General features: G+C 31.3%; 19 protein-coding genes. 13 read left to right on the top strand and 6 right to left on the bottom strand.

All coding sequences use genetic code 11. The annotated features are described in order from the left end of the window. The first annotated feature begins 93 nt into the window (after positions 1-93). The 6 genes from porU to FHS04_RS13040 all read left to right on the top strand — a co-directional run bounded on the left by porU (position 94) and on the right by FHS04_RS13040 (position 9,330). A complete protein-coding gene (gene porU, locus FHS04_RS13065) occupies positions 94-3,993 on the top strand; it encodes a type IX secretion system sortase PorU (protein ID WP_106678792.1) in 3,900 nt (1,299 codons plus the stop codon). A 32-nt stretch (positions 3,994-4,025) separates the two neighbouring features. Further along, positions 4,026-5,267 (top strand): type IX secretion system outer membrane channel protein PorV, encoded by a 1,242-nt coding sequence (porV, locus tag FHS04_RS13060; protein ID WP_027880338.1) that lies wholly within the window; start codon positions 4,026-4,028, stop codon positions 5,265-5,267. A gap of 81 nt (positions 5,268-5,348) precedes the next feature. Then, complete coding sequence (cdd, locus tag FHS04_RS13055; protein ID WP_106678794.1) at positions 5,349-5,831, top strand: cytidine deaminase; 483 nt, start codon at positions 5,349-5,351, stop codon at positions 5,829-5,831. Positions 5,832-5,920: 89 nt separating this feature from the next. Then, positions 5,921-6,919: a pyruvate dehydrogenase (acetyl-transferring) E1 component subunit alpha gene (gene pdhA / locus FHS04_RS13050; protein WP_027880340.1), complete on the top strand. Its 999-nt coding sequence runs from the start codon at positions 5,921-5,923 to the stop codon at positions 6,917-6,919. A gap of 3 nt (positions 6,920-6,922) precedes the next feature. Next, positions 6,923-8,557 (top strand): pyruvate dehydrogenase complex dihydrolipoamide acetyltransferase, encoded by a 1,635-nt coding sequence (locus FHS04_RS13045; RefSeq protein WP_106678796.1) that lies wholly within the window; start codon positions 6,923-6,925, stop codon positions 8,555-8,557. A 92-nt stretch (positions 8,558-8,649) separates the two neighbouring features. Beyond that, entirely contained in the window at positions 8,650-9,330 is a 681-nt protein-coding gene (locus tag FHS04_RS13040) for an SDR family NAD(P)-dependent oxidoreductase (RefSeq protein WP_106678798.1), read from the top strand. Between the two features lie 3 nt (positions 9,331-9,333). On the opposite strand, the gene FHS04_RS13035 is transcribed toward FHS04_RS13040, so the two are convergent. Further along, a complete protein-coding gene (locus FHS04_RS13035) occupies positions 9,334-9,759 on the bottom strand; it encodes a hypothetical protein (protein WP_146131305.1) in 426 nt (141 codons plus the stop codon). A 116-nt stretch (positions 9,760-9,875) separates the two neighbouring features. Here FHS04_RS13035 and FHS04_RS13030 point away from each other — a divergent pair, with 116 nt between their 5' ends. Further along, positions 9,876-10,430, top strand: a complete 555-nt coding sequence (locus tag FHS04_RS13030; RefSeq protein WP_106678802.1) for a thioredoxin family protein — start codon at positions 9,876-9,878, stop codon at positions 10,428-10,430. Positions 10,431-10,504: 74 nt separating this feature from the next. Further along, the gene (gene ctlX, locus FHS04_RS13025; RefSeq protein WP_106678804.1) at positions 10,505-11,437 is read left to right on the top strand and encodes a citrulline utilization hydrolase CtlX; all 933 of its coding nucleotides are present in this window, start codon (positions 10,505-10,507) and stop codon (positions 11,435-11,437) included. A gap of 1 nt (position 11,438) precedes the next feature. Here the strand turns inward: ctlX and FHS04_RS13020 are convergent, their stop codons facing one another. Beyond that, on the bottom strand, positions 11,439-13,505 hold the full coding sequence (locus FHS04_RS13020; protein WP_106678806.1) for a tetratricopeptide repeat-containing sensor histidine kinase: 2,067 nt from the start codon (positions 13,503-13,505) through the stop codon (positions 11,439-11,441). A 309-nt stretch (positions 13,506-13,814) separates the two neighbouring features. On the opposite strand from FHS04_RS13020, the gene argS reads away from it, so the two are divergent. After that, a complete protein-coding gene (gene argS / locus FHS04_RS13015) occupies positions 13,815-15,599 on the top strand; it encodes an arginine--tRNA ligase (RefSeq protein ID WP_106678808.1) in 1,785 nt (594 codons plus the stop codon). A gap of 56 nt (positions 15,600-15,655) precedes the next feature. Here argS and FHS04_RS13010 read toward each other — a convergent pair whose 3' ends face one another. Next, positions 15,656-16,255, bottom strand: coding sequence for an NAD(P)H-dependent oxidoreductase (locus tag FHS04_RS13010; RefSeq protein WP_106678810.1), 600 nt, complete (start codon positions 16,253-16,255; stop codon positions 15,656-15,658). A 162-nt stretch (positions 16,256-16,417) separates the two neighbouring features. Between FHS04_RS13010 and FHS04_RS13005 the strand changes: the two genes are divergently transcribed. The 3 genes from FHS04_RS13005 to FHS04_RS12995 are packed head-to-tail and all read left to right on the top strand — an operon-like array spanning position 16,418 to position 19,597. Further along, on the top strand, positions 16,418-17,017 hold the full coding sequence (locus FHS04_RS13005; protein WP_027880349.1) for a SprT-like domain-containing protein: 600 nt from the start codon (positions 16,418-16,420) through the stop codon (positions 17,015-17,017). A gap of 4 nt (positions 17,018-17,021) precedes the next feature. Beyond that, complete coding sequence (locus FHS04_RS13000; protein ID WP_106678812.1) at positions 17,022-18,104, top strand: mannose-1-phosphate guanylyltransferase; 1,083 nt, start codon at positions 17,022-17,024, stop codon at positions 18,102-18,104. 14 nt (positions 18,105-18,118) lie between these two features. Next, the gene (locus FHS04_RS12995; protein WP_106678813.1) at positions 18,119-19,597 is read left to right on the top strand and encodes a DUF389 domain-containing protein; all 1,479 of its coding nucleotides are present in this window, start codon (positions 18,119-18,121) and stop codon (positions 19,595-19,597) included. Here the strand turns inward: FHS04_RS12995 and FHS04_RS12990 are convergent. After that, positions 19,594-20,361, bottom strand: coding sequence for an ABC transporter ATP-binding protein (locus FHS04_RS12990; protein WP_027880352.1), 768 nt, complete (start codon positions 20,359-20,361; stop codon positions 19,594-19,596). The genes FHS04_RS12995 and FHS04_RS12990 overlap by 4 nt on opposite strands. Further along, entirely contained in the window at positions 20,361-21,098 is a 738-nt protein-coding gene (locus FHS04_RS12985) for an MlaE family ABC transporter permease (protein WP_027880353.1), read from the bottom strand. Before FHS04_RS12985 ends, FHS04_RS12990 begins: the two co-directional genes overlap by 1 nt. A 109-nt stretch (positions 21,099-21,207) precedes the next feature. Between FHS04_RS12985 and pafA the strand changes: the two genes are divergently transcribed. Continuing rightward, positions 21,208-22,872, top strand: a complete 1,665-nt coding sequence (gene pafA / locus FHS04_RS12980; RefSeq protein WP_106678815.1) for an alkaline phosphatase PafA — start codon at positions 21,208-21,210, stop codon at positions 22,870-22,872. Here the strand turns inward: pafA and FHS04_RS12975 are convergent. Beyond that, positions 22,869-23,216, bottom strand: coding sequence for an SdpI family protein (locus tag FHS04_RS12975; protein WP_106678818.1), 348 nt, complete (start codon positions 23,214-23,216; stop codon positions 22,869-22,871). The genes pafA and FHS04_RS12975 overlap by 4 nt on opposite strands. Positions 23,217-23,221: the final 5 nt, after the last annotated feature.

Below are 23,221 nucleotides of genomic sequence, written 5' to 3'. Positions count from 1 at the left end.
TTTATTTCAATTTTATTATTGTAATTTTGAAACTGTTTTATGAAATTATTAAGAATTAAATAATATCATATAAAATTAGACGTTATTATTGCAATGAAAAAGATTTTAATTGTACTTGCTGTACTATTTGTTTTGCCACTTTTTTCTCAGCAGAAAAGTGTAACCTTAAATTGGGATTCGTACAAAACACTTAAAGCAGATGGCTTTTCGGTTGTTGTTTCAGCATTTTTACCTGAAGAAAATTTTAATTTTGATTTAGATAATGGTGTTATTTATTCTAACGAATGGAAAACATCAATACCAGTTAATGAAAATTCTGTAAACCTATCTAATGTAACCTATCAAACAGTAACTAGAGAAGAGCTAAAGGGATTAAAACTCTCTTCAATTCCTTCTACCTTAGAATATTCTTTAAAAAATGCAAGAGGGAGAAAAGATAGCTATGCTGTATTTAGGCTTAAAACCTTTGTTAAAGAAGGAAACCGTATAAAAAGGGTGAAGTCTTTTACTATTAATTATACTACTAGTAATTCAAATTCTTTTAGAAGCTCAAGTTCTTTTTCTGTCACTAACTCAGTATTAGCAAACGGAAGCTGGTATAAGTTTGAAGTCCAAAAATCTGGAGTCTATATTTTAAATAAATCTTTTTTAAGTCAACTAGGAGTTAATGTAGATAACGTAGACCCAAGGAATATAAAGATATATGGTTATGGCGGAATGATGATGCCTTACAATAACGTAGCAAATTTTCCTTTTGATCCAATTGAAAACGCTATTAAAGTAGTTGGAGAAACGGATGGTGTTTTTAATGATTCTGATTATATATTATTTTATGCTCAAGGACCATCTGCAGATGTGTATAATACAAGTGTTAATACTAATATAAATCCTTATACCGATAAAACGGTTTACTATATAAGCATAAGCTCTGGCAATGGAAAACGTATACAGAATTACATACAACCAACAGGAAGTGTTAGTGCATCATTTACTACTTTTCATGACTATAAATTCCATGAAGTAGACGAAAGAAATCTTGTTTTTGTAGGGCGAAGATGGTTTGGAGAAGAATTTAATGTAGAAAACTCTCAAAACTTTAGCTTTGATTTCCCAAATTTAGTTGTTACAGAACCAGTAAATGTTAGAGTGCATACCGCATCTACCGCATCTAATAGTACAACTTTTGGAGTTAGTGTTAATGGTACTCAAATAGGTAGTATTAATCATTCTAGCGCAAATTCTTCAGATGGTGTTTATGCTACAGGCGGTAGTCTTACTCAAAATATTAATGTAAGTTCAAATATGATCAATGTTGGTTTAAATTATAATAACCAAGGTAATCCAAGTGCAAATGGATATTTAGATTATATAGGTGTAGAAGCAGTAAGAGATTTAGATTTTATTGGTGATCAATTTAAATTCTTTAACCGATTAGCTTTTCAAGGAACTGGTGTAGCATCTTACACTTTATCAAATGCAAGTCAAGTTCAAGAAGTTTGGAATATTACAGATTTATATAACGTATCTTCAATTGTAAATGAAGGAAACGCTACATTAAATTTTAATACAAATTTAGGTGTAGAGAATAAATTTGTAGCAGTAACCTCTCAAGACTATTACATACCTACAATACCACAAAACGCTATAGTTGGTAATCAAAATTTAAAAGGCTCAATTTTTTTAGATAACAACGGAAATTTTCAGGATATTGATTATTTAATACTAACAACAACTTCTCATTTAGGACAAGCTAATCGTTTGGCTCAAATTAATCGTGAAAAATATGGGTTAAATGTAAAGGTTGTAACGCTTGGCTCTATTTATAAAGAATTTGCTACAGGAAACCCAGATATTGCATCTATAAGAAACTTTGTAAAATACGTTTATGATAATGCAAGTTCACCAGAAAATAAACTTAAATACCTGTGTCTTTTTGGAGACTCATCATTTGATTACAAAGGAAGAATTTCATCAAACACATATAATTTTCCAACATGGAATGCTTACAGTAGTTTTAATCTTTCTAACTCTTTTATTTCAGATGACTTTTATGGGTATTTAGATTTAGGAGAAGGAAACTTAGATGCTTATAACAGTGCAAATAAATTAGATGTTGCAATAGGTCGTATCGTAGCAGATTCTCCACAATTAGCAAAAGATATGGTAGATAAAATTGTTACTTATCACTCTAAAGATGCGTTAGGTGGTTGGAGAAATAACTTTGTAGTCATATCAGATGATGTGGATGAACAATGGGAAGCAACTCTGCAAGAGACAACAGATCAAATAGCTAATGAAGTGTCTTTAAATAAACCTTATATAAATGTAACAAAAATTCATTCAGATGCTTATCAACAAGTGGCTTCTGCTGGAGGAGATAGATATCCAGAAGTAAATGTTGCGATAGCAAATGCAGTAGAAAAAGGAGCTTTAGTTGTAGATTATTTTGGACATGGAGGAGAAGATGGTTTAGCAAAAGAGCGTATCATGCAAAAACCAGACGTACAAGCATTAAATAACGAGTGTAAATTAAATCTGTTTATTACTGTAACTTGTGAATTTACAAGATTTGACAACCCTTTAAGGGAAACTGCAGGAGAATTAATTTATTGGAATAAAGATGCAGGAGCAATAGGTTTAATAACCACTACTAGACAAATATTTGTAACTGTAGGAAGAGATTTTAATGAAATATTAAAAGAATATTTATTTTCTTTTAGTGATCAAGATACTTATGACGATCATGAATATCCTAGTGCTGCAGAAGCTTTAAGATTAGCAAAAAATGATCCATCATTTACATCATCTCAAAAAAGTCTAGCGTTTTTTATCGGTGATCCTGCATTAAAGTTAGCATTTCCTCAGCCTAATATAAGGCTAACAAAAATAAATGATGTTCCAGTAGACCAAAACACAGATGTTTTACAAGCGTTAAGTTATGCTAAGCTTTCTGGAGAGGTAACAGATGTTAATGGAAATGTGTTAACAGACTATAATGGTACTTTAACAGCAACAATCTATGATAAAGAAATTGAAAGACAAACCTTAGCTAACGATAATACAACAAATAATAATGGTACTATTTATTTAGATTTTACCACTTTAGGAGCATTAGTGTTTAGAGGTCAGGCTTCTGTTACCAATGGGCAATTTGAGTTCGATTTTATCGTTCCTAAAGATATTGGTATTCCTGTAGGATATGGTAAAGTTAGTTTTTATGCTGTAAAAGAAGACTCCTTAGAAGACAAAACAGGCGCTAGTATTAATACACTACAAATTGGAGGTATAAATCCAGATGCAGCAGAAGATAATTTACCACCAACAATCCAATTATATATGAATGATGAAACTTTTGTTTCTGGAGGAATTACTAACGAGTCACCAATGATCTTAGCAAAATTAGAAGATGAAAACGGTATTAATACAGCAAGTGGTATCGGGCATGATATAGTTGCGATTTTAGATGGTGATGAGGTTAACCCATTTGTGTTAAATGATTACTACACTGCAGATGTAGACAATTATACTAAAGGGTCATTAACTTATCCATTAAGAAATTTAGAGCCAGGCTTACACACCTTATCACTAAAAGCATGGGATGTATACAATAATTCTTCTACTACCGAGATACAATTTGTAGTGCATGAAGAAAATGAAAATTTAGTTTTAACAAACGTCTTAAACTATCCAAACCCTTTTGTAAATTATACAGAGTTTTGGTTTAGTCATAATAGCTCAGAAGCATTAAACATTTCAGTCCAGATATTTACAATATCAGGTAAATTGGTGAGAACACTTAACGGGACAACAGGAGCAAACGGTGGTTCATGTTGTGGTGGCTCTGCAGCAGGAACTTCAAGAGATATTATTTGGGACGGACGTGACGATTTTGGTCAAAAAATAGGAAAAGGAACTTATATTTATAAACTAAAAGTACATTCGCCTTCAACAAATAAAACCACAGAGAAAATAGAGAAACTTGTAATACTATAATAATAAATTATATTTGCTAACAAATTATATATATGAAAAATAGATTTTTAATGGTGCTGGTGTTATTAACATCTTTTTATGGACTAGCACAAGAAAATGTAGTAGAGATATCTCCTTATCAAGATAGTAGAGTAATTACTACAGGAGTACCTTTTTTATTAATAGCACCAGATGCACGTGCTGCATCACTAGGAGACATGGGTGTAGCTACATCTGTAGACGCTTTTTCTCAGCAATGGAATGCTTCAAAATATGTTTTTTCAGAAGATAAATCAGGAGTAGCAATAAGTTACACACCATATCTAAGTAAGTTGGTTAATGATATTTTCTTAGGAAATGTAACATACTTTAATAGAATAAATGAAAATAGTGCTTTTGCTGCAAGTTTTAAATATTTTTCTTTAGGAGATATAGAATTTGTTGAAGATGAATTTTCTGAAGCATTAATACAAAGACCTAATGAGTTTACTGTCGATTTATCATACGGACTTAGATTAAGCGACCAATTTGGTATGGCAGTTACAATGCGTTATTTAAGATCAGATTTAAAGCTAAATACTGGTAATAATGATAACTCGGCAGCAAGTACATTTGGCGTAGATATTTCAGGTTTTTATCAAAGTGAAGAAGAAGCTTACAGTGATTTTAATGGTCGCTGGCGTGGTGGATTTGCTATCCAAAATATCGGACCTAAATTTAAGTATGACGAAGCAGGTGTAGAAAACTTTCAGCCAACCAACTTAAGATTAGGAGGAGGATTTGATTTCATATTTGATGAATATAACAAATTAGCTGTTACAGCAGAAGTATCAAAATTATTAGTGCCAACACCACCGCAAAGAGGTAGAAGATTAGAATATATAGATAACAACGGAGAACCAGGTTATCAAGCAGATGCAGATGAGCTAGTAAGTGATGACGCTAACTACATTATAGCAGGTCAAGATAACGATGTGCCATTTTTATCAGGGATTTTTCAATCTTTTGGTGATGCACCAGGAGGTTTTAAAGAAGAGTTACAAGAATTTACCTACGCTTTAGGAGCAGAATATGTTTATCAAGATGCATTCTCACTAAGAGCAGGATATTTTAATGAGCACGAAACTAAAGGTGCACGTAAGTTTTTTGCTTTAGGAGCAGGATTTAAATACAACGTGTTAAACTTAGATATGTCGTACTTATTTTCATCATCAAAAGTGCCAAGTCCTTTAGAAGGAACATTAAGGTTTTCTTTAACCTTTAATCTTGGAGCTGGAGAATACGATGAATATTAGAAAATATTAAAAAGACGTTAAAAAAAACTATTGTGAAAGCAATAGTTTTTTTGTCTATAATTGTTTAGTATCTTTATTAATATGAAAGAAGTGAAAATAGAAACAACTTTGCAGGTATATGATCATTTAAATGATACACCAAAAGAAGTTCAAGATTTAATGGAACAAGCAATAAGTGCCAGAGAAAAAGCTTATGCACCATATTCTAAATTTAATGTAGGCGCTGCTTTGCTATTAGAAAACAAAGAAATAATAACAGGTAGCAATCAAGAAAACGCTTCATATCCTTCAGGATTATGTGCAGAACGTACGGCAATTTATTTTGCAGGAGCTAAATATCCTGAAGAAAAAATAATAAAAATGGCTATTTCTGCAAGTTCAAAAATACATACTACAATAACACCTATACCTCCATGTGGAGCTTGTAGGCAAGCTATATCAGAGTATGAAAACAAACAAAACCATCCAATAGAAATTTATTTTATGGGAGAATCAGGAAAAGTAGTAAGGTCTAACTCTTTAGCAAATCTTTTACCATTAGGTTTTGATAAAAGCTACCTATAACGATTTCGTTAATTTTTTATTATTTTCAGTTTTTTCATTACTAACTAAAGTGTTACTTTTGTTAATCGGTAAAACTATAAACGTCACCAATGCAAAAAATAACTAAAGAAACGTATTTAAAATGGTATGAAGACATGCTGTTTTGGAGAAAGTTTGAAGACAAACTAGCAGCAGTTTACATTCAACAAAAAGTTAGAGGTTTTCTACACCTTTACAACGGTCAAGAAGCAGTATTAGCAGGAGCATTACATGCTATGGACTTAACTAAAGACAAGATGATTACTGCTTATCGTAATCACGTGCAACCTATAGGAATGGGTGTAGACCCTAAAAGAGTAATGGCAGAGCTTTATGGTAAAGCAACTGGTACATCTCAAGGTTTAGGTGGTTCAATGCATATTTTTTCTAAAGAACACCGTTTTTACGGTGGTCACGGTATTGTTGGAGGACAAATACCTTTAGGAGCAGGTATTGCTTTTGGTGATAAATATCACGATAGCGATGCGGTAACAATTTGCTGTTTTGGTGATGGTGCTGCAAGACAAGGATCATTACACGAGTCTTTTAACTTAGCTATGTTATGGAAGTTGCCAGTAGTTTTCGTTTGTGAAAACAATGGTTACGCTATGGGTACATCTGTAGAGCGTACCGCCAACCATACAGACATATGGAAGTTAGGTTTAGGTTACGAAATGCCTTGTGGACCAGTAGACGGTATGAATCCAATTAAAGTTGCAGAAGCTTTTGACGAAGCTATCCAACGTGCAAGAAAAGGTGGCGGACCAACATTTTTAGAGGTTAAAACTTACAGATATAGAGGTCACTCTATGTCAGATGCACAACACTATCGTACAAAAGAAGAAGTAGAAGAATACAAGAAAATAGATCCTATTACGCAAGTAAAAGATATTATTTTAGAAGAAAAATACGCTACAGAAGAAGAGATTAAGCAGATTGATAAGCGCGTAAAAAAATTAGTTTCAGAATGTGAGAAATTTGCAGAAGAGTCTCCATTCCCAGAAAAGAATGTAATGTACGATTCTGTATACGAACAAGAAGATTACCCATTTATACAACACAAATTATAAGCTATGGCAGAAGTAATAAATATGCCTCGTTTGAGTGACACCATGGAAGAAGGAACTGTCGCAACTTGGTTAAAAAAAGTAGGTGATAAAGTTGAAGAAGGTGATATTTTAGCAGAAATTGAAACCGATAAAGCAACAATGGAGTTTGAGTCTTTTTACGAAGGGACATTATTACATATTGGTGTTCAAGAAGGAGAAACTACTAAAGTAGACGAGCTTTTAGCAATTATAGGAGAAGAAGGTGAAGATATTTCAAGCCTTTTAGACGGTAAATCTTCAACAAAAGAAGAAGAGAAGTCAGAAGAAAATACAGATGATAAAGAAGACACTTCTGAAGATAATTCATCTGAAAGTAGTTCAGAAGAATTACCAGAAGGCGTTACAGTAGTAACAATGCCTCGCTTAAGTGATACAATGGAAGAAGGTACTGTTGCAACTTGGCTTAAAAAAGTTGGTGATGCAGTAGAAGAAGGAGATATCTTAGCAGAAATCGAAACTGATAAAGCGACGATGGAGTTTGAGTCGTTTCAATCAGGTACGTTATTACACATTGGTTTAGAAGAAGGACAATCTGCAAAAGTAGATGCTTTATTAGCTATTTTAGGACCAGAAGGAACAGATGTTTCTGGTGTTGCTAAAAACTTCAAAGCTGGCGGAGATGCATCAGCTAAAAAAGAAGAAGCTCCTAAAAAAGAGTCTAAAACAGAGCCTAAAAAAGAAACGCCAAAACAAGACACTAAAACAGAATCTAAACCTGTTGCTCAGCCAACTCAAACAGCTTCTGGAGGACGCATTTTTGTGTCGCCATTAGCTAAGAAAATGGCAGACGAAAAAGGAATTAACTTATCTCAAATTAAAGGTTCTGGAGAAAACGGTCGTATTGTAAAGCGTGATATAGAAAACTTTACTCCAGCAGCACAATCTGCTCAAGTTGGTAAGTTTGTACCTTCAGGTCAAGAAGATTTTGATGAAGTGCCAAACAGCCAAATGCGTAAAGCAATTGCTAAAAACTTGGCTAAATCTAAGTTTACTGCACCGCATTACTATTTAAATGTAGAGTTTGATATGGATAATGCAATAGCATTCCGTACACAATACAACTCTTTACCAGATACAAAAATTTCATTTAATGACATGGTTGTAAAGGCTTGTGCATTGGCATTAAAACAACATCCACAAGTAAACTCTCAGTGGTTTGACGATAAGATGAAATTAAACAATCATGTACACATTGGTGTTGCAGTAGCTGTAGAAGATGGTTTACTAGTACCAGTTGTAAAGTTTGCTAACGAGCAATCTTTGCCTCAAATTGGAGCTGCAGTAAAAGATTTTGCAGGTAGAGCTAGAAACAAAAAATTAAGTTTAGATGAGATGGAAGGAAGCACATTCACCATTTCTAACTTAGGTATGTTTGGAATAGAAAGCTTTACGTCTATCATTAATCAGCCTAATTCTGCAATTCTATCTGTTGGAGCAATCGTACAAAAACCTGTTGTTAAAAACGGTCAGATTGTACCTGGTAACACAATGAAATTAACTTTAGCGTGTGACCACAGAACAGTAGATGGTGCTACAGGAGCGCAATTCCTTCAAACATTAAAAGGATATATAGAAAACCCTGTAACAATGCTAGTTTAAATTTCCGCGTAAGCGAAAACTAAATAAAATAAAAACCTGTTTCATCTTATTTGAAACAGGTTTTTTTAAATTTATAATCCAAAATAATTGAGATGAAAAACATAATAATAACAGGGACAAGTCGCGGAATTGGTTTTGAATTAGTTCAAATCTTTGCGCAAAAAGGTTGTAATGTATTAGCATTATCAAGAAATAAGCAGCCAGTTATTGATCTTAATTTGCAAAATGTTACTTCGTTTTCTTTTGATTTAGGTAAAGAAGACGATTATCATAAAGTTGAAGATTTTATAAAAGCCAATTGGCAACAAGTTGATGTACTTATTAATAATGCTGGAGCTTTGTTAAACAAACCTTTTGTAGAAACATCTATATCTGATTTTGAATACGTGTATAAAACTAATGTTTTTGGTGTAGCCGAAATGACAAGAGTCGTAATTCCTTTTATGGCAAAAGAAAGTCATGTGGTTACAGTAAGTTCTATGGGAGGAGTACAAGGTAGTATGAAGTTTCCTGGATTAGCTGCTTACAGTTCTAGTAAAGGCGCTGTTATTACTTTAACCGAATTATTAGCTGAAGAGTTTAAAGAAACTGGACCAAGTTTTAATGTATTGGCTTTAGGCGCTGTACAAACTGAGATGCTAGAAGAGGCTTTCCCAGGATACATTGCACCAACAACAGCTAAAGAAATGGCAGATTATATAGCTGACTTTTCTTTAAACGGACAAAAATATTATAACGGTAAAATGTTGCAAGTATCAAACTCGACACCTTAAAAATTAGATGCGCTCTAAAGCTGCATATGCATCTGCACTAGAAAAATTATCCTTATAAAAGATATTATACTGTAAGATTTTTACAATTTTTATTAGCTTTTCAAACTCTTTGTTTTTGTAAGCCTCTTTTAAGTTGTTATGAATTTTAAAAAACATTTCTGTTTTATTAGTTTCTTTATTAACACCATAAAAGAAAAGTATTTCATTTTTTTTAGGTTTAAAAAACTTATAATCTTCTATAATACTTCCTTTGTGATTTTTATAAATCTTTAGGTAAACGTTATCAGAATTAATATCTTTATGTAATGCTAATTCGGTTGGTTTAAGTCTGTATCTAGTCACTTTTAAAAACTTAGACGTATCAGACATGTCTTGCGCTTTTACAACAGAAAGTGTCATAAAAAGCAATAGAAAGAGGGAAAACTTCATATGTGCTATTAATCAATTAGAATGTTAGGGAAAACATTAATCTTTATCTAAGAAAAGTAATATAATTTAAAGTTCAAAATAAATTATTGAAAAATATATAAAAAATTAACAAAATCATGGCGTTAACACCTTCAAACCCTTTTCCTTTACATACAATTGCACCAGAGTTTTCTTTAGAAGATTCAGTTACGGGTAAAACTTTTAACTTACAGCAATTAAAAGGAAAACAAGCAACAGTAATTATGTTTATTTGTAATCATTGTCCTTTTGTAATTCATGTAAATAGTAAGCTTGTAGAGTTAGCTAACCAATTTAAAAGTCAAGGCGTTAATTTTATTGCCATTAGTAGTAATGATGTTGAAAATTACCCACAAGACGCTCCTGATAAAATGAAAGAAGTTGCTGCAGAAAATAAATATCCATTTCCTTATTTATATGACCCAATACAAGATGTAGCAAAAGCTTATGATGCAGCATGTACACCAGATTTTTATGTTTTTGACAAAGATTTAAAATCTACTTATCATGGACGATTAGATGATAGCAGACCAGGAAACGATAAACCTTTGACAGGTAAAGATTTAATAGCAGCTATCAACGCAACCTTAAATAATGATACACCATTAAAAAATCAGTTACCATCAATGGGTTGTAATATTAAGTGGAAATAATTAGTTAAAACGGCAATTAATATCTTTTAAAAATCATAATTTTGCGCTCAATTTAAAATCATTTTCTAAACAATATGAAGCAAACAACTAACACCATTTTAATGATTCGTCCAGTAAATTTTAGGATGAATGAGCAAACAGCAGTAAATAACTATTTTCAAGAAGAAATAGATTTAAAAAATGCTGAGGTAAATGCTAAAGCACAAGAAGAGTTTGATGCGTTTGTAGAAAAATTAAGAAATGTTGGTGTAAATGTAATTGTAGAAGATGATGATATTAAACAAGATACACCAGATTCTATATTCCCTAATAACTGGGTGAGTTTTCATGAAAATGGAGATGTCGCTTTATATCCAATGTTTGCCGAAAATAGAAGAAGAGAAAGAAGGGAAGAAATATTTTTACGTTTAGAAAAAGAAGGTTTTAAAATCAATAATTTTATTGACTATACAGAAGCTGAAGACGAAGATGTATTTTTAGAAGGTACAGGAAGTTTGTTATTAGATCGAACAAACAGAAAGGCTTACTGTGCATTGTCTCCAAGAGCAGACGAAAGTTTGTTTGTAGAGTTCTGTGAAGATTTTGAATTTACACCAATAGTGTTTACGGCTAATCAAACCGTAGATGGTAAACGTTTGCCAATATATCATACTAACGTAATGATGTGTTTAGCAGAAACATTTGCTGTTATCTGTTTAGATACAATAGATGATAAAAAAGAACGTAAAAATGTAGTTAAACACTTAGAAGCAGACGGTAAACAAATTATAAAAATTACTGAAGGCCAAATGCATGAATTTGCAGGAAACATGCTTCAAGTGAAAGGTGATGATGACAAGTTATATTTAGTAATGAGTCAATCTGCTCACGACAGTTTAACGCCAGAACAAATTAAAATGATTGAAGCACATTGCCCAATACTATCAAGTAGTTTAGAAACTATAGAGACTTGTGGTGGCGGAAGCGCGAGGTGTATGATGGCTGAGGTATTTCTACCGAAGGTGTAGTTCATGTCTCACCAGGATTTTCAACTTTATTTTTTGGTAGTTCTACATAAAAAGTGCTTCCAACATTTACTGTACTTTCTACCCAAATAGATCCTTTATTTAACTCGACTAACTCTTTACATATTGTTAGTCCTAAACCTGTTCCTTTTTCTTTATTAGTACCACGTGTGGTAAAGGTATTATTGCCAAAAATTTTGCTTACGTCTTCTTTTTTAATACCAACACCTGTGTCTGCAACACTAATAATACACTTACCATTGCTAATTTGATTAGAAATAGAAATACTATCTCCTCTATTACAGAATTTTACTGCGTTAGCTAAAAGGTTTTGTATAACTATTTCTACCATGCTTCTATCTGCATAAATAAAATCTCTAAGAGTATTATCTATTAGATGTATTCCTTTAGCATCAAGCTTTCTTTCAATAAGTTTTACTTTGTCTGCAAAAACTTCTTGGATATCAAACAAACTAGGTTTTGGTTCTAAAGATTGCATTTGTGACTTAGACCAGTTAAGTAAATTAAACAATAGTAAAGACGCATTATTTGCATTTTCACTTAATTCTGGTAAAAGACTATGAAATTCATCTTGACTTAGTTGTCCATCTTTTAATAAGTCTATAAAGCCTTTTGTAGAGGTTAAGGAGTCTTTTAGGTCATGGGATACAATAGAAAATAGTTTGTCTTTAACTTTATTGATGTTTTCTAGATGCTTGCTTTGTTCTAAAATAGCTTCATTTTGAAGCTCTATCTTTTTGTTTTTAGCTTCAAGCTCTCTAGTATACTTTAATTTGTTATTACGTTTCATTAAAAACAATACAAAAAATGTAAGTAGTACAGCAAATGCAGCTAATAAAGCATAAAAGATAAGTTTGAATTTATCAAACTTATCTTTGCTTACAGAATTAGTAGTATCTTCTTTAGTGTCAGGGATTAATGTAAGGTCTTTATTTAAAGCTTGTTCTGGCTCTTCAATAATTAAAGGCGTAACTTTTACTTGTTGGCTATCTATTTGTTCTTTTAATTTATGGTAGTGACTTTGCCATACAAAAGCACTTTCAAAATTTCCTTTAATAGAATCTAAGGTTTTCATTAACCTGTAGTTTTCCATTAGTACTTCGTCATTATTAGCAATTCTGCTTATATTGGCAGCTTCTAATAATTGTTCTTCTGCAGTTTTTAATCTATTTTGAACAAGATTTAATTCCCCTAAAGCATTTAGGGCAATAGCCATTTCTTTCTTATTATCTACTTCGCGATTTAACTTAATAGCTTCTACTAAATATTTGGCAGATGTTTTGTAATCTTCTTTTTTTAGATAAGCATTACCTAAATATGGTAAAATACTAGCTCTTAAAGCTGTATCTGTAGAATTGGCATAACCTAAAGCACTTTCATAATAACTAATAGCTTGTGTGTAATTCTTTTTAGTAGAATAAATATTACCTAAATCTTTATTTGTCTCTACTAACCTTTTTGTGTTATTACTTTGGTTATCTGCATTAAGACGTTTTAGGTTATAAGTTATAGCTTTATCTAAATCACCAGAAGTTTTGTAAGCATTAGCTAAACTTTTATAGATAGAAGATAAGTCGTCAAAACGGTTTCTTTTTTCAAGCTCATTGATAGAAGAAAGTGCATAAGATAATCCTTCTTTGTAGTTACCATTTTCTATTTCTAAAACACCTAAATTACTGTTTACTTTTGCTACAGCAAGTGTGTCTTTTGTTTTAGAAAATAATAAACGAGCATTTTTTAAGGTGTTTATAGCTCTAGTCTTTTTACCTTCTGCTTGATAGATTTTAGCTTTGTAATATATAATTTTAGCTAAACCTTGTTTGTAATCAAGGTCATTAGCTAATCTTTCACTTTGTTGTATAAACTTGCTGGCTTTACTAAAATCCTTATTTTCAAACAAAAGTTTAATAATACTAATAGACGTATTAACCTTTGATGTGTCAGGGTTTTGGTAAGCTAATTGTATTGTAAGACTATCCAGTTCTTCGTTTTGCGAAAAACATATGGACCCTACAAAAAACATTAAAAATAAGACGAGTAGTCCCTTCATTTCATTCACACAGTGATAATTAAATAATGGTAGCGATAAACCATTACTTTAAATTATACACATAACTTAGTTTAATTAAAATGAAGAAAATAGAGGGATTTTTCCTTCATGGATATAAAAATGAATAATTATAGTCGTTATACATAATTTTTAAGAGGTAATACCAAAAAATTAGACTAACGGTTAAGTTCATTTTTTTTACCTGAAAAATATGTATTTTAAAGAAGTGTTTTAAGTGAAATTAAATTTTGTTACATTCAATTAAAACCTTAAAAATACTATCTTTGCGCTTTAATTTTTATAAGAAATATGAATCTTCAAGACATCCTAACAACGCAAATAAAAAGCGCAGTAAAAAGTAACTTTAATGCCGATTTAGAATCTGTAGAATTTCAAGCAACACGTAAAGAATTTCCTGGAGATATTACTGTTGTTGTATTTTCTATGTTGCGCGTTGTAAAAGGTAATCCAGTGCAAATTGGAGAATCTATAGGTAATTATTTAGTAGAAAATGTAAACGAAGTCGAAGGTTTTAACGTTGTAAAAGGCTTTTTAAATTTAGAAATTAGCGCATCATATTTTGTAGAGTTTTTTAATGCAATAAAAGATAAAACAACTTACGGTTTTGAAGATGCTATTGCAGAAAATGATGCTGTGATGGTAGAGTATTCTTCGCCTAACACTAATAAACCACTACATTTAGGTCATATACGTAATAATCTTTTAGGGTATAGTGTTGCTGAGATTTTAAAAGCTTCTGGTAAAAAAGTTTATAAAACACAAATTATAAACGATAGAGGTATTCATATTTGTAAAAGTATGTTAGCTTGGCAAAAGTTTGGAAACAACGAAACACCAGAAACTACAGGTTTAAAAGGCGATAAGTTAGTCGGGAATTATTACGTCAAGTTTGATCAAGAGTATAAAAAAGAAATTGAAAATTTAAAAGCTTCAGGTAAAACAGAAGACGAAGCAAAAAAAGAAGCTCCAATTTTAGTTGAAGCTCAAGAGATGCTTAAAAAATGGGAAGCAGGAGATGAAGATGTGGTCGCACTTTGGAGTAAAATGAATGGTTGGGTTTACGATGGATTTGACGTAACCTATAAAAATCTTGGTGTAGACTTTGATAAATTATATTACGAAAGCGAAACTTATTTATTAGGAAAAGAATTTGTTAGCGAAGGGTTAAAATCTGGTGTGTTTTATAAACGCGAAGATGGCTCTGTTTGGTGCGATTTAACCGATGATGGTTTAGACGAGAAAATTGTACTTCGTGCAGATGGTACAGCAGTTTACATGACTCAAGATATTGGTACTGCAATACAACGTATAAAGGATTTTCCAGATGTTGGCGGTATGGTTTACACCGTTGGTAACGAGCAAGATTATCATTTTCAAGTCCTGTTTTTAATCCTTAAAAAATTAGGATTTGATTGGGCTAAAAACTTATACCATTTAAGTTACGGAATGGTAGATTTACCTTCTGGAAAAATGAAAAGTCGTGAAGGTACCGTTGTAGATGCAGACGATTTAATTGCAGATATGGCAACTACTGCAAAAACAATTTCCGAAGAATTAGGAAAGTTAGACGGTTACTCTGAAGACGAAAAAGAAGAACTTTATAAAACTATTGGTCTTGGTGCTTTAAAGTATTATATCTTAAAAGTAGATCCTAAAAAACGAATCCTATTTGACCCTAAAGAATCCATAGATTTTCAAGGAAATACTGGTCCGTTTATTCAATATACGTATGCAAGAATACAATCAATTTTACGTAAATCGGATGTAGATTTTACTGTAAAACTAGATGCAAATGAAGTAGAATTACACGAAAAAGAACGCGAATTAATTAAACAACTACAATTATTTCCTGATACTGTACAACAAGCAGCAGCACAACACAGTCCTGCTTTAATTGCTAATTATACTTACGATTTAGTAAAAGCATTTAATAGCTTTTATCAAAATGTATCAATTTTAGGTGCAGATACTAAAAACGAAATTATTTTTAGAGTTCAGTTATCAAATACAGTAGCAAAGACTATAAAAAATGCGTTTAGCTTGTTAGGTATTAATGTACCTGAAAGGATGTAAAAAGTAACTCAAGAATTATAAGAAAAACGCTTTCAAAAATTGAAAGCGTTTTTTTATTAGACAGTATCTATTATTTTATCAATAGACATTCTAGATTTAGGTTTTTTACTAGGTTGATTATGATCATCTTCATCTCTATATCCTATTGCAACAGCTACTAAAGTAGCATAATTGTCAAGTTCTAAAATTTTATCATAATCTTCAGGGTTAAGACCTTCCATTGGTGTAGAGTCAATACCCATTTCTGCACAAGCACTTAAAAGTATCCCCAAAGATAAATAGACTTGTTTGTCAAACCAGGATTTAATATAAGACTCTGGTTTTGGTTTTATGGTTTCATTGTAATAATTAACAGCAGCTTCTGGCAATTCTTCTTTAATTTGATTTTCAAAAACCTCTAAATTGTCTATTCTACTTAAAACTATTAAAGTGTCGCAATCCAACACTTTTTCTGTATTGATCCACGATACTTTAGATAATTTTTCTTTGGTTTTTTGATCTCTTACAAATGTAAACTTCCAAGGTTGACTATTTATAGAAGAAGGACTTAATCTTAGAATTTCTTTTAATGACTGAATGTCTTCTTCCTTTATTTTTTTTGATGCGTTATATTTTTTTGTACTGTAACGCTGCTGCATTGCTTCTAAAAAACTCATAGTTTATTTTTATTGATTCACTTAAATTTAAAAATAGCTAAGTGTGTATGCAAAATACAAATGGTATTTTATGAAATGATTAGCATTAAACTTCAAGTAATGTTAATAATTATATAAGATAACCCTGAATTGAAGTGGTAAAGTTTATTTAATTTTGCTGTGATGAAACACATCATTTCTAATTATATTCCAGATACTGCATTACCAAATGTTTTAAAGCTTTTAGAGCACGAAAATTTAACAGTATTAATAAAAAAAGAACGAAAAACACGTCACGGTGATTATCGTAAATTACCAAATGGTAAGCATCAAATTACAGTAAACGGTAGTTTAAATAAATATCGGTTTTTAATTACTTTGGTACATGAAGTTGCTCATCTAGAAGCTTATAAAACTTATGGTAAAACGATTAAGCCACATGGGATAGAGTGGAAGAAGACCTTTCAATACTTGATGTTACCTTTTTTAAACCCAGATGTCTTTCCGTCTGAGATTTTACCAATTCTAGCTAATCATTTTAAAAATCCAAAAGCATCTAGCGACACAGATGTGCAATTGGCCTACGCATTAAAGCAGTTTGACGCAAATACTAATAAAACCTTTATATTTGAGATACCTTTACAAAGTACATTTAAAATATATAACGGAAAAGTTTTTAGAAAATTAAAAAAGCGCCGTACACGTTTTGAATGTGTAGAAGTTTCAACAGGTAAAATATATCTGTTTAATGCAAATGCAGAGGTAACTGTAATAAATAATTAACAAAATGCAAAACAAAAATTATTACGCCATTTTAATGGCTGGTGGTGTAGGGTCAAGGTTTTGGCCAGTAAGTACCGAGCAATTCCCTAAACAATTTCATGATATGTTGGGAACAGGAGATACATTACTGCAAAAAACTTTTCAGCGATTAAACAAGTTAATTCCAACTGAAAATATTTTTATTCTGACTAATGAAAAATATAATGATTTAGTCCTACAACAGTTACCAGAAGTTAAGCAAAAACAAGTGGTTTTAGAACCAGCAATGCGTAATACAGCACCTTGTATTTTGTATGCTTCGTTAAAAATACAAAAACTAAATCCAGATGCAGTCATGATTGTGGCACCAAGTGATCATTGGATTGAAGATGAAACTGCATTTACGCAAAATGTCCAGCAAGCCTTTCAGTTTTGTGAGCAAAACGATGCGTTAATGACCTTGGGTATAAAACCAACCTTTCCTAATACAGGATACGGTTATATAGAATTCGGTAATGATTCTGAAGAAAATATAAGCGAAGTTATTCAATTTAGAGAAAAACCAGATTACGATACTGCAAAACAGTTTTTAGCTCAAGGCAATTTTCTTTGGAATGCAGGTATATTTATGTGGAGTGCTTCATCTGTAATTAACGCTTTCAAGAATAATCAACCCGAATTATTTCAGCATTTTAATAAAGGAATGGCGCTATACAATACAGATGCAGAAGCAGAATTTATAGAAGAAAATTATGCTAAAGCAGAAAACATCTCGGTTGATTATGCCATAATGGAATCTTCCAAAAACGTATATGTAATACCAGCAACTTTTGATTGGAATGACCTTGGGACTTGGGGGAGTTTATATGATAAACTAGATAAAGATCAAAACCAAAACGCTGTTGTTAATGCAAAAACTTTAGTAGAAGATGCTTCAGGAAATATGATTAGAACAGCTAAAGAAAAAGTTGTAGTTGTAGATGGATTAAACGATTATATAATTGTTGATAAAGACGAAGTTTTGCTTATCTTTCCTAAAACAAAAGAACAAGACATTAAAAAAGTGCTTCAAAATGTAAAAAACACTTTTGGTGAGCACTACGGATAATTATTAATTTCTGAATGAATACAACCAATAATCCTAAAGAAAACAAGTTTAACTTCTCTGAAGAAGACAAACAAAAAGAAACTGTCGACCAAAAAAAAGAAGCTGTAAAAAAAGATGCAGAAGGTTTGTTTAAAAGTATTAAAACCTTTTTACAAGAACTTTTAGATTTTAGAGAAGATACCGATCGAGACGCTACAATAGAGGCTATAAAAAACGATATTCCTTTTAAAGGAGCAACAGCCTGGATTTTAGTGTGTTCAATATTTGTGGCTTCTATAGGGTTAAATGCAAATAGTACAGCTGTAGTTATTGGCGCCATGTTAATCTCTCCACTTATGGGACCAATTTTAGGTGTTGGTTTATCTATTGCAATTAATGATATAGATACTTTAAAACGCTCATTGATAAATTTAGCAATTATGATTGTGCTAAGTTTATTAACAGCTTTTTTATTCTTTAGATTTTTCCCTTTAAGTGAAGATACTTCTGAGCTATTAGGTCGTGTGCAACCAGATATTCGAGATGTATTAATTGCCTTTTTTGGTGGTTTAGCTTTAATTATAGCACGTACCAAAAGAGGAACTATAGCTTCTGTTATTTTTGGTGTAGCTATTGCAACCGCATTAATGCCTCCATTATGTACTGCAGGGTATGGATTAGCAAAAGCTAATTGGAAATACTTTGGTCAAGCCATGTACTTATTTACAATTAATACCATATTTATTGCATTGGCTACATTTTTAGTGCTTAAAATTTTACGTTTTCCAATGCTTAAATATGCAAATTCTGCAAAAAGAAAACGTATTGCAAGAATAGCATCTTTAGTAGCTATAATTGTTATGATTCCTGCAATGTTTACCTTTTTAAGTGTTTTAGAAGAAAGTCAATTTGAAGTTAACGCTAAACAATTTATAGATAAAGAGCTAGATGCATTACCGAATGCCAATTACATAAAAAAATATGCGACACCAAACTTTAAGCCTTCTGGGGTTTCTAATATAGAGCTAACTACTTTTGGTGCAGATGTTATTTCTGATGAAACCATAAGAGTTTTAGAACAACGTTTAAAAGATTACCCTTATTTAAATAACACTAAACTATTAATCAATCAAACCAAAAATAGGCAGGTTAATAACTTAGAATATATGGAAGAGTTACGCACGCGTGATTCTTTAGACCTTTTAACACAACAACAAAAAATAACTATTTTAGAAAATAAAGTAAGGCAATTATCAGTGTTTGAGAAAGATCAAATCCCGTTTAAATCTCTTACTGAAGAAATTAATATTAATTACGAAAATGTTGAAGAAATAGCTTACTCTAAAGTTGTAAAAAGTAACTTTAAAACAATAGATACCTTGTCTGTTTTTGAAGTTAAATGGAATGATTCTTTGGTCAATAACAATCAAGTAGAAAAAGAAAAAGCTAAACTGTATAAATGGTTGAAATTTAAGCTAGATGTAGATACGCTACTAATTAGAAGAGTAAATTAACCACGCTCTTCTAAATACATTTGACGCACTTTTTTAAATAACTCTGAAGAATATACAAAGTCGGTAACAGCTTTATTGTCTGTTTTAAAAATATCATAACGAGAACCTTCCCATTCTTTATAACCATTTTTTAAAAAGACAATTTTTTCACCAATTTGCATAACCGAGTTCATGTCATGCGAGTTAATAACAGTAGTTATTTGATACTCTTCGGTAATTTCTTTAATTAAATCATCAATTACAATTGATGTTTTTGGGTCTAATCCAGAGTTAGGTTCGTCACAAAAAAGATACTTAGGTTTATTTACAATTGCTCGTGCAATAGCAACACGTTTTTGCATTCCTCCAGATGCTTCACTAGGCATTTTTTTATGTGCATCTGCTAGATTAACTCGCTTTAAAACAAAGTCTACACGATCTTGCATTTCGCTTTTACTTTGTTTTGTAAACATTTTTAAAGGAAACATTACGTTTTCTTCAATTGTCATAGAATCAAAAAGTGCACTTCCTTGAAATACCATTCCTATCTGTGCTCTAATATCTCGCTTTTCATCTTCACTTAATTTCGAAAATATTTTACCATCATAAGCAATACTTCCTTGTTCATAGTTGAAAAGCCCAAGTAAACATTTTAAAAATACAGTTTTACCAGATCCACTTTGACCAATAATAAGGTTTGTTTTTCCTTTTTCAAAAGCGGTGTTAATTCCTTTTAGAATGTGAGCATCGCCAAATGATTTATGTAAATTTTTAACCTCTATCATTAGCTTAAAAGTAACTGAGTTAATAAATAGTTTAGTACGATAATTACAACACTAGTCCATACAAATGATGTTGTACTAGCTTTACCAACTTCTAAAGCTCCTCCTTTCATATAATAACCATGATACGACGGTACTGTGGCTAAAATAAAAGCAAAGATTAATGTTTTTATAAACGCATACGCCATATGAAAAGGAGTAAAGTCTAATTGTACACCTTCTATATAGTCGCCCATACTTGCGTAACCGCCATATACACAAGCAGCAAGTCCGCCAAGAATACCTAAAAACATTGAAATAGAAATAACAAAAGGGTAAAGCATTAACGAAATAAACTTAGGAAATACTAAATAATTTAAACTGTTTATACCCATAACTTCAAGTGCATCTATTTGTTCTGTAACACGCATTGTACCTATGCTTGAAGTAATAAAGGATCCAACTTTACCAGCCATGATAATCGACATAAATGTTGGCGCAAACTCTAAAATAATAGATTGTCTTGTGGCAAATCCAACTAGGTTTTTTGGGATTAATGGATTGTCTATGTTTAAAGCTGTTTGTATCGTAACAACACCTCCAACAAAAAACGAAATAAAAGCAACAATACCTAAAGAGCCAATAATTAAATCGTCTATTTCTTTTAAGATTAATTGCTTCATAACCGACCATTTGGTTGGTTTTTTAAACATTTCAGCAATCATCAAAAAGTAAGTGCCTAAATAATGAAGGTATAACATATCAATTTTTATTACTGCTAAAATATAAAATTCTAACAGCTTATTAACCTTAATTTCAAATTAGATGTCTTAAAAACTGTATTTTTGCAATCTAAATTTATTAAATTATATGAGACCATTACTTTCAATCTGCATTGTATTTTTATTATTTGCTTGCCAATCTCAAAAAGAAGCTATTTCAACTTCAACAGAAACTAATATTCAACCTACAGAAAAACCAAAACTAGTGGTAGGAATTGTAGTTGATCAAATGAGATATGAGTACTTAACAAGATTTGAAAATAAATATGGAAATGGTGGATTTTTAAGATTAATAAACGAAGGTTTTAACTGTAAAAATAATCACTTTAATTATGTGCCAACCTATACAGGTCCAGGACACGCATCTGTTTATACAGGTACAACACCAAAAAATCATGGAATTATAGCTAATAACTGGTATGACAAGTTTAGTGATAGTTTTGTGTATTGTGCTGGCGATACTACAGTACAATCTGTTGGAACTATGGATAAAGCAGGACAAATGTCTCCACACAGAATGAAAACTACAACTTTTGCAGATGAAAATAGGTTGTTTACACAAATGAATGGAAAAACTATAGGAATATCTATAAAAGATCGTGGTGCTATTTTACCAGCAGGACATAGCGCAAATGCAGCATATTGGTTTCATGGGAAAGACCAAGGTCATTTTATTTCAAGTAGTTACTATTTTGAAACTTTACCACAATGGGTCAAAGATTTTAACGCAACAAATCCAGCCGAAAAATATTTAACAGAATGGAATACTTTATATGATATAGCGACATATACAGAAAGTGGAAGTGATTTAAACGATTTTGAAGGTGGATTTAGAGGAAAAGACACAGCAACATTCCCTTATGATTTAAAAGCATTAAGTAAAACAAACGGAAATTATAATATTATAAAAGCAACACCTTACGGAAATAGTATTGTAACAGATTTTGCAATAGCAGCTTTAATAGGAGAGCAATTGGGTAAAGATAATTATACAGATGTGTTAACAGTAAGTTATTCTAGCACAGATTATATTGGGCATAACTTTGGTGTAAATAGTAAAGAAATAGAAGACACATATATAAGGTTAGATAAAGAAATTGAACAATTATTAAATACGCTTGACGCGAAAGTGGGCAAAGAAAATTACACCGTCTTTTTAACGGCAGATCACGGAGCAGTTAATGTACCAGCGTATTTAGAAAGTGTAAAAATACCAGCAGGTTATTTTGATGGTGCAGCTTTTGAAGAAAAGGTAGGCAATATTACAATTGAAACTCACAAAGTGTCATCTTTCTTAAAGAATATTAGTAATCAGCAAATATTTTTAGATAGAGAAAAAATACAACAATTAGGCTTAGATTTAGTTGTAGTACAAGAGGCAATAGTAAACCAGATAATTACTTATGATCAAGTATATAAAGCATATACAGCGACTTCAATGAGTAATACTCAATACACAAAAGGAATTGAAAATTTATTGCAAAATGGATACAATCAAAAACGATCTGGAGATATTTTATTTGTTTTAGATCCAGCAGTAATACAGTATAGTAAAACAGGATCAACACATGGTTCTCCTTTAAATTATGATACACACGTACCTTTGATTTTTTATGGTAATGGTATTACAAAAGGACACACAACAGCATATACAACTATACCAGATATAGCACCAACAATTTCTGCTTTATTGGGTATAACATTTCCAAATGGAGCAACTGGTAAACCTCTAGAATTTGTTTTAAAAAATTAAGGAAAACGTTTTTTAAGCTCGTTTTCAGTCTTAAAAAGTAAAAAGATTACAGAACCAAATATTAAAGCCAAGCTAATAAAAAGTTTGGCTTTATTGTTTATTGTAATTAATAATGAAATGTTGCTTGTCAAGATTAAAAATACACCGCAAAATATTAAAAGTTTAGCTGAATATTTTTGTGAAAAATCCCATTGTTCTTGATTTTTCATAGAACGGGTTGTTCTGTATCCATAAAGCATATTGATGCTTTTAGGCGGAAATTTGAACATTACAAAACCTGTAATTATAAAAATGATTCCGCTTAAAAAACTTGTAAAAAGTAAGTTTTCTACAAGAAAATTCATAGTTA

Source organism: Mesoflavibacter zeaxanthinifaciens subsp. sabulilitoris, from assembly GCF_014191595.1.
In the GTDB taxonomy this organism is placed as follows: domain Bacteria; phylum Bacteroidota; class Bacteroidia; order Flavobacteriales; family Flavobacteriaceae; genus Mesoflavibacter; species Mesoflavibacter zeaxanthinifaciens.
Note: the sequence above shows the minus strand (reverse complement) of the source record. Positions and strands in the feature narration are given on the sequence as shown.

Coding starts and splice junctions, on each gene's coding strand:
- FHS04_RS13000 (WP_106678812.1), top strand. CDS start 17,022: ATGCAAAACAAAAATTATTACGCCATTTTAATGGCTGGTGGTGTAGGG.
- pafA (WP_106678815.1), top strand. CDS start 21,208: ATGAGACCATTACTTTCAATCTGCATTGTATTTTTATTATTTGCTTGC.
- FHS04_RS13030 (WP_106678802.1), top strand. CDS start 9,876: ATGGCGTTAACACCTTCAAACCCTTTTCCTTTACATACAATTGCACCA.
- FHS04_RS13040 (WP_106678798.1), top strand. CDS start 8,650: ATGAAAAACATAATAATAACAGGGACAAGTCGCGGAATTGGTTTTGAA.
- porV (WP_027880338.1), top strand. CDS start 4,026: ATGAAAAATAGATTTTTAATGGTGCTGGTGTTATTAACATCTTTTTAT.
- FHS04_RS12990 (WP_027880352.1), bottom strand. CDS start 20,361: ATGATAGAGGTTAAAAATTTACATAAATCATTTGGCGATGCTCACATT.
- FHS04_RS13005 (WP_027880349.1), top strand. CDS start 16,418: ATGAAACACATCATTTCTAATTATATTCCAGATACTGCATTACCAAAT.
- FHS04_RS13020 (WP_106678806.1), bottom strand. CDS start 13,505: ATGAAGGGACTACTCGTCTTATTTTTAATGTTTTTTGTAGGGTCCATA.
- FHS04_RS13010 (WP_106678810.1), bottom strand. CDS start 16,255: ATGAGTTTTTTAGAAGCAATGCAGCAGCGTTACAGTACAAAAAAATAT.
- FHS04_RS12975 (WP_106678818.1), bottom strand. CDS start 23,216: ATGAATTTTCTTGTAGAAAACTTACTTTTTACAAGTTTTTTAAGCGGA.
- FHS04_RS13035 (WP_146131305.1), bottom strand. CDS start 9,759: ATGAAGTTTTCCCTCTTTCTATTGCTTTTTATGACACTTTCTGTTGTA.
- FHS04_RS12985 (WP_027880353.1), bottom strand. CDS start 21,098: ATGTTATACCTTCATTATTTAGGCACTTACTTTTTGATGATTGCTGAA.
- pdhA (WP_027880340.1), top strand. CDS start 5,921: ATGCAAAAAATAACTAAAGAAACGTATTTAAAATGGTATGAAGACATG.
- ctlX (WP_106678804.1), top strand. CDS start 10,505: ATGAAGCAAACAACTAACACCATTTTAATGATTCGTCCAGTAAATTTT.
- argS (WP_106678808.1), top strand. CDS start 13,815: ATGAATCTTCAAGACATCCTAACAACGCAAATAAAAAGCGCAGTAAAA.
- FHS04_RS12995 (WP_106678813.1), top strand. CDS start 18,119: ATGAATACAACCAATAATCCTAAAGAAAACAAGTTTAACTTCTCTGAA.
- porU (WP_106678792.1), top strand. CDS start 94: ATGAAAAAGATTTTAATTGTACTTGCTGTACTATTTGTTTTGCCACTT.
- FHS04_RS13045 (WP_106678796.1), top strand. CDS start 6,923: ATGGCAGAAGTAATAAATATGCCTCGTTTGAGTGACACCATGGAAGAA.
- cdd (WP_106678794.1), top strand. CDS start 5,349: ATGAAAGAAGTGAAAATAGAAACAACTTTGCAGGTATATGATCATTTA.